Source organism: Enterococcus sp. S53, from assembly GCF_016516865.1.
In the GTDB taxonomy this organism is placed as follows: Bacteria; Bacillota; Bacilli; order Lactobacillales; family Enterococcaceae; genus Enterococcus_D; species Enterococcus_D innesii.
The window spans coordinates 571,994-584,680 of sequence record NZ_JACVUH010000001.1 but is presented as its reverse complement, the minus strand read 5'-3'; the positions used below and the strand labels follow the sequence as shown (position 1 = coordinate 584,680).

Annotated in this window: 11 protein-coding genes; 4 read left to right on the top strand and 7 right to left on the bottom strand. The window is 40.8% G+C overall.

Features of this window, described 5'->3' with window-relative positions:
• Positions 1-155: 155 nt before the first annotated feature.
• Both IAE45_RS02845 and IAE45_RS02840 read right to left on the bottom strand, forming a co-directional pair.
• Positions 156-506 (bottom strand): hypothetical protein, encoded by a 351-nt coding sequence (locus tag IAE45_RS02845; protein ID WP_077454575.1) that lies wholly within the window; start codon positions 504-506, stop codon positions 156-158.
• Complete coding sequence (locus IAE45_RS02840) at positions 499-1,803, bottom strand: DUF1576 domain-containing protein (RefSeq protein WP_200124845.1); 1,305 nt, start codon at positions 1,801-1,803, stop codon at positions 499-501. The genes IAE45_RS02845 and IAE45_RS02840 overlap by 8 nt, the downstream gene beginning before the upstream one ends.
• A gap of 362 nt (positions 1,804-2,165) precedes the next feature.
• On the opposite strand from IAE45_RS02840, the gene IAE45_RS02835 reads away from it, so the two are divergent.
• Positions 2,166-3,959 carry an oligopeptide ABC transporter substrate-binding protein gene (locus IAE45_RS02835; protein WP_077454573.1) on the top strand — a complete coding sequence of 598 codons (1,794 nt, stop codon included), beginning with the start codon at positions 2,166-2,168 and terminating at the stop codon, positions 3,957-3,959.
• 182 nt (positions 3,960-4,141) lie between these two features.
• Here IAE45_RS02835 and IAE45_RS18825 read toward each other — a convergent pair whose 3' ends face one another.
• Entirely contained in the window at positions 4,142-4,372 is a 231-nt protein-coding gene (locus tag IAE45_RS18825; RefSeq protein WP_233618912.1) for a hypothetical protein, read from the bottom strand.
• Between the two features lie 53 nt (positions 4,373-4,425).
• A complete protein-coding gene (locus IAE45_RS02830; RefSeq protein WP_233618911.1) occupies positions 4,426-5,004 on the bottom strand; it encodes an Rgg/GadR/MutR family transcriptional regulator in 579 nt (192 codons plus the stop codon).
• 1,047 nt (positions 5,005-6,051) lie between these two features.
• Between IAE45_RS02830 and IAE45_RS02825 the strand changes: the two genes are divergently transcribed.
• From IAE45_RS02825 to IAE45_RS02815, 3 genes are all read left to right on the top strand, one after another.
• Complete coding sequence (locus IAE45_RS02825; protein WP_077454571.1) at positions 6,052-6,894, top strand: PRD domain-containing protein; 843 nt, start codon at positions 6,052-6,054, stop codon at positions 6,892-6,894.
• 169 nt (positions 6,895-7,063) lie between these two features.
• Positions 7,064-8,980, top strand: coding sequence for a beta-glucoside-specific PTS transporter subunit IIABC (locus IAE45_RS02820; protein WP_200124843.1), 1,917 nt, complete (start codon positions 7,064-7,066; stop codon positions 8,978-8,980).
• A gap of 91 nt (positions 8,981-9,071) precedes the next feature.
• Positions 9,072-10,541, top strand: coding sequence for a glycoside hydrolase family 1 protein (locus IAE45_RS02815; protein WP_077454569.1), 1,470 nt, complete (start codon positions 9,072-9,074; stop codon positions 10,539-10,541).
• Here the strand turns inward: IAE45_RS02815 and IAE45_RS02810 are convergent.
• The 3 genes from IAE45_RS02810 to IAE45_RS02800 form a co-directional block, all read right to left on the bottom strand.
• On the bottom strand, positions 10,510-10,773 hold the full coding sequence (locus IAE45_RS02810) for a hypothetical protein (protein ID WP_200124899.1): 264 nt from the start codon (positions 10,771-10,773) through the stop codon (positions 10,510-10,512). The genes IAE45_RS02815 and IAE45_RS02810 overlap by 32 nt on opposite strands.
• A 341-nt stretch (positions 10,774-11,114) precedes the next feature.
• Complete coding sequence (locus tag IAE45_RS02805; protein WP_200124842.1) at positions 11,115-11,372, bottom strand: hypothetical protein; 258 nt, start codon at positions 11,370-11,372, stop codon at positions 11,115-11,117.
• Between the two features lie 106 nt (positions 11,373-11,478).
• Entirely contained in the window at positions 11,479-12,654 is a 1,176-nt protein-coding gene (locus tag IAE45_RS02800; protein WP_200124841.1) for a helix-turn-helix domain-containing protein, read from the bottom strand.
• Positions 12,655-12,687 lie beyond the last annotated feature (33 nt).

Sequence of the window (12,687 nt, the reverse complement as noted above, 5' to 3'; positions counted from 1 at the left end):
TCGTTTTTTATTATGATGAAAGTATAACGCTAGTTTTCTGAAAAGTAGTGTGAAAAATCTATCAATAAACTTTCAATTTTGTCACGACGAACGAACAAAAAACGTTTCTGAATTGTGGGGTTCACAAAGCAGAAACGTTTTATGCTAATTGCTCTTCAATTGTATTTTTTGCGAAACAGTTCAACGACTAAGTGTCCCTCATCATACATTATGGCGGCTTCATCGATCATCAAACCCAGTAAATAGTAGTCTTTTTCTTCATGGATCGTTTGGTGACCGCCTAATAATTCAACATAATAGTTTTCTAAAGTACTGTCTCTTGGGGTATTTAGCATTTCGATAAAATGTTCTAAATCAGAGGGCTGTTCTGGGAAAGGACCTTCGACGACTGCTTTGAACCCCTCTGCTTCAAAGGCCATCTCACTTGTTATCTTTTGACAGTCATGGGACAAAAAGTAGGTGACCACTTCATCGACGATTCGTCGTGCCCGTTCTTTTTCAATCATTTTTTCTCCGCCTTCTGATTTGTTGGTATTCATCTAACAATGGTACCATTGCTGCTGCTACAAATCCACTGGAAAAACCATTATTGTATAAGTTCAATCCACCGTGTAAATAGGTGATGTTGGTGACTAGCGCTGCATGGACGATTCCAGCTAAGACACCAGCTATCGGACCATAGTAACCACTGATAGGAGCCAGACTTGTGCCGAAGATCGCTGTTAATAATAAGCTGAAGGTCGATATATCAGATGTCAAACCGACTTTGGTTGCTAAAACTACACCGATCATGACAGGTAAACTATTCTTCCAGTGATTCCCAAAGGCACTGAAGCCGATCACGGTCAGCACTGCCCCTAATAGGGGACCAGAAAGTTCGCCTTGGAGCAGAAAAATAAAGACTAGCATCAAGAGCCCCATCATTGCCATGTTCATCATGGTGACGCCAAGAGAAAAAATCGTGACATAATCAGTCATTAGTTTCCCTGATGTTTTGAAGAGGTCTCTTAAGCCTTTGAGAGATCGGTGGTTTAAAAAATAACCGATAAGAAACAAGGAGAAACAAAGGATGAGCAAGAAAGCCGTCAAGTAATAGTGGTATTCAGTCGTCAATTGTTTGTTTGAATAGACCTCCATGTCGAACAAGCGTAAAAAACTAGTGAAAAACATGGTAATAATTCCAGTGGCAAACCCAATATTGTACAAAGAAAATCCTTGATGGAATTGCAAAAATTGTGCTGCCAGAGGTGGCAATGTTAAGCCAATCAAAACGCCAACCCCATAACCTAGCGCGATTCCTAGTGGCAAAGGTAATCCTAAGCCAAATGCTAAGTAACTAATGACTGGCGAGGCTGCACTGCCAAATAAAGCAACCAGTGAATATTGGGTAGAAGGACGCTGCTGTATGTAAGAATATAAGTAGACACCCAAGGGAATGGGGATCGAGTTAAAGAGGTTTTTTCCGAAAAAAGAAAAGCCGGATATGGTGAAGAAAGCAGCGATCATCGGACCACTAATAATGGTTCCTTGCTTTTTAGCCAATAGGATACTGATCAAGGTCAATAAGCCGCTATTTAAAAAGGCGCTTCCAAGATTGCCGATTGCAAAATAATCTGAAATTAAATTGCTAGGGGCATTCAAAATGGCCAACGATCCTTGCCACAATGCTTGGGGAGGCGAGGCGAATAAGCCAATAAGAATCAAGGCGATGCTATACGCCAAAAGCAAGCGCTGGGTTAAGAGCTGCGAAATGGGTGCGAAAGGTTTCGATTTTGTTTGTAAGAAAATTCGTTTGTCTGACATAATTTCAATGAACGCTCCTTTTTTTCATAGTATCACATCTTTTCTCATCAAAGAAGGGTTTCCTGACAGTTTACGGCAGCCTCTTTTTTAAGGAAGATGAGAAGAATAGTCTGAATAAAAGAAAAAATTAAGAACTTTTAGAGAAAAAATAATAGCGATTTAGTAAGAATTCTAGCGGTTTTTTCAATATTTTCATTACCTAGTGAAATTATTGACAGAAAGAATTTTGCGAAAATTGTTATAATTTAGTTAATCTCGTTCAGATTTTCTAATAAAAAAGCCATTTTAAGATAAAAAAAACTGTTTGCTTGGTTTTTTTATCAGTGAATCATAAATGAGGGGATTTAATAAGGAGGAAGAGTATGAAGAAAACGAAGTTTGGCATGATCACTTTATTGGCAGCGCTTGTTTTAGGTGCGTGCGGACAAAGTAATGAAGGTGGAACAGGAGCCACAGATACAGGAGAGTCGTCATCAGACGCGGCAGCATCAGATATCAGCACCTTACCGTTAGCGGTAGTCAATGATGATGAAGTGATTGAAGGTGGCGTTCTAGACGTTGCTGTTGTAATGGACACCCAGTTCCAAGGATTATTCCAATGGGAGTTCTATCAGGATGCCTATGACCGTGACTTTATGTTGCCAAGTCATGAATATCTATTCTTACAAGATGAGGACTTCAAGATTATTGATGGAGGACCTGCAGACTTAGACTTGGATGTCGAAAACAATAAAGCGACGATCACATTGCGTGATGAACTAAAATGGTCAGACGGGGTAGATGTCACAGCAGAAGACGTTATTTTCTCTTATGAAGTCATTGGTCATCAAGATTATGATGGCGTTCGTTACAACAATGACTTTACGAATATTGTCGGAATGGAAGAATACCATAGCGGAGAAGCGGATACCATCTCGGGAATTACAGCAGTCAGTGATAAAGTTGTTGAAATTGAATTTAAAGAAATGCATCCTGGTATGCAACAATCTGGAGGAGCAATCTGGAATTCTGCACTAGCAAAACATACATTTGAAGGTATTGAAGTAGCAGATATGCCTTCTAGTGATCCTGTACGAACGAATCCAGTTGGTTTTGGTCCTTACAAAATGAGTAATATTGTACCTGGTGAAACCGTAGAGTATGTTCCAAATGAACATTATTATGGCGGAACACCAACATTAGAAAAAATTGTGATGCGCAATGTACCATCTGCATCAATCAATGAAGCCCTAAATGCAAAACAATATGATTTAGTATTGAAAATGCCAACAGATACCTTTGATACGTATCAAGATATGGATGGCTACCAAATGTTAGGTCGACCAGAACAATCCTATACGTATCTTGGTTTTAATTTAGGAACATGGAATGACGAAACAAATAGTGTTGATTTTGATCCAAACGCAAAAATGGCCAACAAAGCATTGCGTCAAGCAATGGGCTATGCCATCGATAATGATGCGATTGGTGAGCGTTTCTACCATGGCTTGCGTTCAAATGGTACAACATTGATCCCGCCAGTTTATGGTAGTTTGCATAGCACTGATGTTGAAGGCTACCACTTAGATATGGATAAAGCAAATCAACTCTTAGATGATGCTGGCTTTATTGATGTGGATGGCGATGGCTTCCGTGAAGACCCAGATGGCAACAAGCTGACCATTAATTTTGCTTCAATGTCGGGTGGAGAAGTGGCGCAACCATTGGCGGATTACTATGTCCAACAATGGCAAGAAATCGGTTTGGATGTTCAATACTCAACAGGACGTTTGATTGACTTCCAAGCATTCTACGACAAACTGAAAAATGATGATCCAGATATCGATGTTTTCCAAGCTGCTTGGTCTACTGGTTCTGATCCATCACCAACTAGCTTATGGGGACCAAACTCAGCCTTTAACTATACTCGTTACGAGTCTGAACGTAATACAGAGTTGTTAGCTGCTATCGATTCAAATGATTCATTCGATGAAGAAAAACGTAAAGAAGCATTTGACGCGTGGCAAGAATATGCATTTGAAGAAGCATTTGCTATTCCAACCTTGTACCGTAACCAAGTATTGCCGATCTCTGATCGGGTCGCAAACTTCACTTGGGCATATGATCCAGATCATAACCCATGGGCGACTATTGGGGTTACTTCAGAATCTCGTTAGTCGGGAAGCTAAACCATAAGAATAGTCGTAGACTCTGTTTTCTGACAGACGGACCCGTACCAGTACCAGTTAGGCCTATGGGCCTAACTGTTTTTTTGTGTAGAAGTATAGAGTATGCCTGTCTGAAAAAACGTCCTTTAGATGGCAGACAGGGAGTATAGGAAAGCACGAAGCGCTGAAAACTAAATGGAGATGCTCGTCACAGCATAAATCAGATTTTTTAAATCGATGTTATGATTCTGATACCCGGCTTGTTCGATAACGATTAAGCTGTTTCTTAACACTTCTTTGTTTAATTGAGAAGATTGTAAGTACGAATAGATCTCTTGATACAACACTTGATGGATTTTTAAATAAAAATAAAGAGGTGTATTAGGCAAGGGATGAGACAAGAGCAGAAACTTGTTAAGCAAGTAGGAATCCTTATTCTCGCTGGCGAATGCACAGCCGTTTAAGATCACGACACTTAACAGATTTGCATAAAAGGGATCATTGGCATAGCGAAGAATTTTTTGATTCCATGGTCTAAATAATAGCTGATGGTTTCTTGGTCAAAAATAAATAACAAATTGGAGAACAGATTCAGTTCAAAGCGTCCCCATGTTTCGATATCGAACAAATATTGCTTCACTAATTCAACTTCTTTCGAATACGCTTGCTGATTCTTAAGAAATGATTCTCGATTGAGCAGTAACAGGCCTTGGATATACAAAGAATAATAAAAAAAATTTTGTGTCTCAAAGTAACGTTCTTCTAGGCTCGTCAAGTAATCAAGGGTGAGTGTTCTGTCATAATAACGGGTATAGAAGTCTTGTACGAGCTGTCGTTTTTGATCCGTGGCTTCGCTGTCAAGAAGCAGACTAAACTCATGAACTGTGATATTCATCTTATCTAAATAATCAAACAGGGTTTGTGAAGAGAGGTTTGTTTTACGATTTTCGAAAGAAGAAAGGGTGGTACGAGAGGAAATACCTTCGGCAAGCATGGCTTGCGAGATTTTGCGATCCGTGCGCAGTTTTTTGATTAAAGAGCCTTGCTGTTTCATGGGGGACCTCCTTAACTGTGACGCATTTCTGAACAATGTGATTTTAATAACATGTTATCAAATATAATAGGGTATAGCAAATAATAAAGGAGGTCGTTTTTCATGGAATTTGAACCATTTGGTCCTTGGGAAATCAACCCATTTAAAAACTAGTACAGGCTTTCATTTAGATACTTATCATTGAATAATCAGTGACAGATTGATGAATGAAATTTCGTTTAGCTCCTGCTTTTTTCGCGGCGAACTGCGAACATTCTAAGCAGGAAAGAGAAGATCTTGAAGAATCGAAAGGTTATTTGATTGATTCCCCCACTCAAAGAGACCTTTTCGTTTGTGGAAGTCATGAAACGCATGAATCGCGCAAGGTGGTCAGTCCCATTGAATGTCTGTCATGCACCAGACCTTCCCCAATTTTCTGATTCTTTGTGATTGATTGTCTTTCAAGCATCATACTTCCAGCTATGACCGTAATGCACGAAGATTACGGTTTTTTTTGTGATCTTATTGTGCTACACAGTAAACCGTTTATTTCAAGTGAACTAAAAGACCAAAGCTAGACAAGAAATTCAGTGAGAAAGATAGTGAAAAAAAGTCAAAAACAAAAAAAGAAAAACGTTTGCAAAAAAAGTGTTGACATTTTTTCTCAGAATGAGTACTATTATCTCAACGGAACACGAGAGTGTTCTCATTACTGGATTCGTTACTGTTCGGCAGGCAAGACCAGAGGAAAAAAGTGCGTTGATTACCCAAAATTTTCTTGGGTTGTACACTTTTTTGCTTTGGTCTTCTTTTTTTGCTCAATAATTTCTATTCGCTAAAAAAGAACCGGTTCCAAGGTAAGATCCAGTCATTGATCATCGAAGGAGGGGAGAAGAGGAGCGCCAATGAACTGCCAGCTAGGTTTGAATAATTTTTGCATCATTGTATGGTACAGTTAGTACTCTTATCACTTAGGGGCAATTCAGAGAAAAAAATAAAAGACCTTCTGCATAGAAGACAAGCCATGTATGGTATTGAGCGGGCTATGCTGATCAAGGAGGATCGTTCGTGAAGATTATCAAGAGGATCAACAACAATGTTGTACTTTCAAAAGAAGATGAAGTTGAAGTGATCCTAATGGGAAAAGGGATCGGCTTTCAAACGAAACCGGGTGACCTGATTCCGGCTGAGCGAATCGAAAAAAAATACTACCCAGAAGATGACTTGACAGTGGAACATATGTCGAAAGTCATGACGAAGGCTGATGAAAAACAAATGGCCGTGATTTATGAAATCGTGCGTCTTTTTCGGGAAAGTGTTGGAACCGATTTCAATCCGAATGTTTATTTCACACTGATGGATCATATCTTGTTTGCCATCAGTCGTCAAAAGCAAGACATTGTTTTGACCAATCCCATGCACTGGGAAATCAAGAAGATTTACGCCAAAGAATATGCGGTCAGTCTTCAAGCGGTGGAGTTGATCCGCAAAGAGCTGTACCCAGATTTTTCACAAGAAGAAGCTGCTTTTATTACCTTGCATTTCGTCAATGCGCAAATTGAAAAAAGCGCCAATCAAAGTGCCTATGAGCACACCGAGTTGACCAACAATATTTTACGGATCGTTAAGTATAGCATGAACATCGAGTACGATGAGAATTCTTCCTACTTCCAACGGTTTGTGACCCACATTCGCTATTATTTAATTCGACAAAGTCAAGAAAAAGAAGAGCCAGTATTGGCTAATCCGATGATTGCCTTGGCTTTCAGCAGCTATCCGAAAGAAAAAGAAACCGCAGATTCGATCAAAGAATACTTATTTGAACAAAAGGGCTGGCATGTCAACGATATGGAATTGATGTATTTGATTCTGCATATCGGCAACTTAGCCGCTCACTCAAAATTGACTTAAGAATGGAAATGGATTCGTTACAGTTCGGCTGGCAAGACCTGCACTTTCTTACAATACTCGTTGAGTAGATCCGTCTCGTTTTTTATGGGTGATACTCTTGCTTGTTTATTGTAGAAATGGCCGGTCTTTTTATTTTTATTAAATGATCTATTAAAAAGGAGAAATCAAAATGGCAAAATATACTGAATTAGCACAAGACATTTTGGCCCACGTTGGCGGCAAAGAAAATGTCTCTTCTGTAAAACACTGTGTGACACGCTTGCGGTTCCACTTAAAAGACGAAAGCAAAGCCGATACCGATTATTTGCAAAAACGTGACGGTGTTGTAACAGTCGTCAAAGCAGGTGGACAATACCAAGTGGTTATCGGCAATCATGTACCAGACGTCTATGATGAAGTGTTGAAAGTTGGCGGATTAGCCGATGGTGGCAGCCTTGATATCGATGAAGGTGACGAAAAGAAAGGCAGTTTGTTTGATCGCTTTATCGATGTCATCTCAAGTTTGTTTCAACCGTTCTTAGGTCCATTAGCGGCAGCCGGTATCTTAAAAGGAATTACGGCATTACTTGCAGCAACTGGGATGGAAGCAACCAATGGTATCTATGTGGTAATGAATACCCTAGGCGATGGTTTGTTCCAATACTTACCAATGATCTTAGCCGTGACCGCAGCGAAGAAATTCAAGATGAATACCTATACGGCTTTGGCGATCGCAGGGGCGATGGTCTATCCGGGCTTAGCAGAAAGCGTGGCTGAAGCGAGCAAAGTCTTCGGTCTAACCTTGACCTTACCAGCAGGGGGTTACTTTAACAGCGTACTTCCAATTATTTTAGCGATTTTTGTCGCTTCAAAAATTGAGCAGTTTATGCGCAAAGTTACACCTGACGTAGTCAAAATGTTTGTGGTTCCTTTTGTAACGATTTTGATCACTGTGCCGTTGACCTTCTTTGTGGTAGGTCCAGTCGCGAATACAGCATCTAGCTGGATCGGTATTGCTTTCCAAGCGGTTTATGATTTCAGCCCAATCATTTATGGATTTGCTTTAGGGGCATTATGGCAAGTATTGGTAATGTTTGGTCTTCACTGGGGTCTTGTGCCATTGGCGATCATGGATATGGCCCAAAACGGCTCTTCGATTATTTTGACCGCCGCAGTGCTACCATGTTTCACACAAACGGGTGTGTTAGCAGCGATTTGGTTGAAAACGAAAGAACCAAAAGTAAAACAAGGCGCAATGCCAGCATTGATCTCATCGATCTTCGGTGTGACTGAACCTGCGATCTACGGGTACACTTTGCCAATGAAAACACCATTTATCGTTTCTTGTTTAGTTTCAGGTTTCGTTGGTATCTACTTGTCAATCTTTAACGTCACTGGTTACGCAATGGGCGGTATGGGCATCTTCTTGTATCCTGCATATATCGATCCAGCAACAGGCAGCTTCCATAGCGTGATCCACTTAGCAATCGGTACAGTGATTGCGATCGTGGCATCCTTTATCATCATGATGTTGTTGAAAGTACCAACTTTGTATACAACTGTTGATTCACCAGTCGACGGTCAAGCAACACCAGCAGCACCAACACCAGCAGCACCAACACCAGCAGCAAAAACCGTTTCTGCCAGCGTCAAAGATGAAACAGTCAAAAGCCCAGTAACCGGTCAAGTGGTTGCTTTAGCAGATGTGGAAGACAAAGTCTTTTCTTCAGGTGCTATGGGAAAAGGGATCGCCGTTGAACCAGCGATCGGTGAAATCACTGCTCCAGCAGATGCAGAAGTCAAAATCTTGTTTCCAACAAAACATGCCATTGGTTTAGTGACAGAAGATGGAACAGAACTATTGATCCACATCGGCATGAATACCGTTGAATTAGAAGGCAATCACTTTACCGCCTACATCAACCAAGGGGATAAAGTCAAAGCCGGACAAAAATTGATCTCTTTTGATACAGAGGCGATTCGTGCGGAAGGCTATTCCTTGCTGACACCAGTCATCGTCACGAACTCTAGCGACTACAGTGACATCCAAACGACACAATCAAAAGAAGTAACAGCGAAGGACGATTTGATTGAAGTCGTAAAATAAATAGGTTTAACGGCACGTCGTTGGATCAGTAAGATTGCTTTCTTGCTGATCCACTGTGCCGATCAATGAGAAAAAAGAAAGTAGGCTAATCATGACAGAAAAACAATTTCCAAAAGGATTTTTATGGGGCGGCGCCACTGCAGCCAACCAATTTGAAGGAGCATGGAACGAAGGCGGACGTGGTCCAGCGACATCCGATACAGCGATTGCTGTCAAACCAGAAGACCGCAAAAACATGGCAGAATTTGCTGCACCAATGACCCGGGAAAAAGTCTTGTTTGCCTTAAATGACAAAGAAGGCTTGTATCCAAAACGTTGGGGGTCAGATTTCTACCATCGTTACAAAGAAGATATCGCCTTGTACGCAGAGATGGGCTTCAAAACCTTCCGTCTATCCATCGCTTGGTCAAGAATTTTTCCAAATGGTGACGATGCTCAGCCAAATGAAGAAGGCTTGCAATTTTATGACAATGTGTTTGATGAGTGTGCAAAATACGGGATCGAACCCTTAGTGACCCTTTCTCACTACGAAACACCTATTGGGATCGCGTTAAACTATGGCGGCTGGAAAAATCGTCAAGTAATCGATTTGTTTGTTAAATACGCAGAAACCGTCTTGACCCGTTACAAAGACAAAGTCAAATACTGGTTGACCTTCAATGAAATCAATATCATGGGGATCTCTGGCTATGTTGGCGGTGCCTTATTATCCGAAGATGGCACGCAAAACCTTTCTGACATGTATCAAGCTGTGCATCATCAATTTGTGGCTTCTAGTTTAGCAACAAAATTTGCCCACGAAATCAATCCTGATACCAAAGTAGGGATGATGTTGGCACGGATGCAAGCCTACCCAGCTACACCAAATCCAGCAGATGTGATGGAAGAAATCAAGCGTGACCACGAGAATCTCTTCTTCTCTGATGTCCAAGTTCGTGGGAAGTATCCAGCGTATACGAAGCGCTTCTTTAAAGAAAACGGCATCGAAGTGACCTTCGAAGACGGCGATTTAGACATTCTTGCGCAATACCCTGTCGACTTCATGTCCTTTTCTTACTACATGAGTTCTATTGCCCGCCACAATCCTGAAGAAGGCGGCGAAGCAACGGCCGGCAACTTTTCTTTAGGCGAATCAAACCCTTACTTGGAAGCCTCTGACTGGGGGTGGCAAATCGATCCAATCGGCTTGCGTGTGACTTTGAATAACTTGTACGACCGCTACCAAGTACCGTTGTTTATCGTTGAAAACGGCTTAGGTGCCTTGGATACGGTGGAAGAAGATGGTTCAATCCATGACAGCTATCGCATCGATTATTTGAAGGCGCATATCGAACAAATGTATGAAGCAATCGAAGATGGTGTGGAATTGATGGGCTATACGCCTTGGGGTTGTACCGACTTAGTTTCGGCTTCAACGTCAGAAATGTCGAAACGCTACGGCTTTGTCTATGTAGATGCGGATGATGAAGGAAACGGTAGCTTTGACCGTTCCCGTAAAGATAGTTTCTACTGGTACAAAGAAGTCATTGCTACCAATGGCGGTAGTTTGTTACAGGATTAAAATAAACCAAAGCGGCTCTCACCAAAGAGAGCCGCTTTTTTGTTGTGCTCAGTAAAAAAAAGAGAAAGGGGGTTAGCAGCTGCCATGCTAGAAAGATCAATGAAACAGTCAACGCCCATTTTTTCATTTTTAATTTAGGCACAACGGATTCGGGCATCAAATAGACAAGAGAGAATACTGTAAGAAAAAACAACAGGGTCAGTGGTTGGATAATAAAGGTGAGCCAATTCATAGAGCACGCTCCTTTCAAGAGTGTTGGCGGTTTTTGTTGTGTGTTTTAAATTACAATTTGATTATATATTTAATCTATCAAGGAGGCAAGGTGCTTATGGGAGTAGTGATCGTTTGAAAGAAGGGGATAGACAAACGATTGGCATGTCATCGAACTTAAGTTCAAAATCTAACAGAGTAACTGAGTATGCTTGAGGATAGAATCAGAGCCCTCAATAAAAAAAACTTTTCAGGGGATGCTGGTGGTTGGAACTATTGGAAGAAACCGCATATTTGATGGAGCTACGTGTCCTTAGTTGCTGAATGCACGACCTGTGTAAGTGTGTAGTCAGCAACTACCAGTCAACGTTTTCTAGTTCGTAAGTAAAAAATATAGCCGAGGAGACTAGCGGAAAGCAAAAATCCTAGGAAATAAAAGTTTAAGAGTGCATCAGCCATCTCATAGGAATACTCTAAAATCTTACAAACAAAGATCACTAAAGAAACCGTGATGGATAAGGAAACCCATGTGAAACGCGGCAATCGTTTCGTTACGATGATCAATCCTAACGAAAAAAAGATGACTGGTACCCAAAAGATCAAGCGAGCAAGTTGGATCATTTTATCTCTCCTCATTCAAATTGATTTGAGTAAAAGGATAGCTTACAACATTTGTTATTAAAAATAATAACCCTTGCTGATGAGGCGTAGTGAAGAAAAACGTGTGTTAACTTAAAGCGTGAGCGTAATGTTTTTCTTTAAATTCTTTTGGTGTTTGCCCAGTAACGGCCTTGAAATTACGGATAAAATGGCTTTGATTCGCAAATGCCAACTGGGTGCTGATTTTCTCGTAGGAATAATCGGTGAACAGCAATAGATGTTTGGCTTCACTGATTTTTCGTTCTTGAATGTAATTGTGGATCGTTTTGTTCATTTCTTTTTTGAACTGATTGCATAGATGCGTCTTATGTTTTTCAGTAATGGCAGCGAGGTCATCAATGGTCACTTTTTCATAGAGATGGCTATCAATATAATTAACGATCGTTTTGATCAATAGTGATTTTTTTGCCAATGGATAGCTATGCAAAAGTTCCATAAAACGATAAGTTGCTTCTTTGATATAGCGGAGGCATTCTTCGGCAGAATGAATATAAACTAGTCCTTGAATCAAAGAGTCGGATAAACCAAATGCTTGGTTGACTGGTACGCCTTCATCAATGCTCATGCGGGTCACGACAGCGACAAAGGCTGAGAACTTTAGCTTCAAGCTTTCAAGTTCATAAGGGGAGAGAGAAACACTATAAGTCTCTTTCATTTTGTTAAATACCCAAACCACTTTTTCAGGCTCGTTTCGCTTGATGTAATCAAGATAACGCAATTCAAAATGATAAGAATCAAAGGTGGCTTCATGCACACGACGTTCATAAAGATTGGTTTCCAGACTCAGATCCGTTTGCATTGATCGATCGTGGGGATCATTTTGGTAATGCCAATGGATTTGGTCTTTTTCCAGTGGCCGCTCCACAAACAGCGTATAAAGCAGCTGGATGTATTCTTCAAAGGAGTATGTATCTTCTTTGGAATAATGCACATTATAGTGGTATTCATGTTCAAGAAACGTGTAAGACGTCTCGGGTGTGCCGATCACGCCACAGGGACCGATGACCATATAACAGGTTCTTCCGGCTAACTGAAACGCAAAACACCCCAGCATATATTTTCCAAAATGATAGAGGTTGGCAACTGGGCCATTCGTTTCTTCCAAATAGTGTTTGAGGGAATTGTTGGATGTTAAGGTCAGTGAGGGATATAAAGGACTCCCGTCTTGGTCCAAGAGGATCATGGGAATCAAGTATTTGCGATAAAGCAGATCCATTGCGGTGGTCAGCGTTGTTTTATTCATGGAAACACCTCAAAGTTTAGTCGTATTTTTCTT

Coding starts and splice junctions, on each gene's coding strand:
- IAE45_RS02845 (WP_077454575.1), bottom strand. CDS start 506: ATGATTGAAAAAGAACGGGCACGACGAATCGTCGATGAAGTGGTCACC.
- IAE45_RS02840 (WP_200124845.1), bottom strand. CDS start 1,803: ATGTCAGACAAACGAATTTTCTTACAAACAAAATCGAAACCTTTCGCA.
- IAE45_RS02835 (WP_077454573.1), top strand. CDS start 2,166: ATGAAGAAAACGAAGTTTGGCATGATCACTTTATTGGCAGCGCTTGTT.
- IAE45_RS02830 (WP_233618911.1), bottom strand. CDS start 5,004: ATGAAACAGCAAGGCTCTTTAATCAAAAAACTGCGCACGGATCGCAAA.
- IAE45_RS02820 (WP_200124843.1), top strand. CDS start 7,064: ATGGCAAAATATACTGAATTAGCACAAGACATTTTGGCCCACGTTGGC.
- IAE45_RS02815 (WP_077454569.1), top strand. CDS start 9,072: ATGACAGAAAAACAATTTCCAAAAGGATTTTTATGGGGCGGCGCCACT.
- IAE45_RS02810 (WP_200124899.1), bottom strand. CDS start 10,773: ATGAATTGGCTCACCTTTATTATCCAACCACTGACCCTGTTGTTTTTT.
- IAE45_RS02805 (WP_200124842.1), bottom strand. CDS start 11,372: ATGATCCAACTTGCTCGCTTGATCTTTTGGGTACCAGTCATCTTTTTT.
- IAE45_RS02800 (WP_200124841.1), bottom strand. CDS start 12,654: ATGAATAAAACAACGCTGACCACCGCAATGGATCTGCTTTATCGCAAA.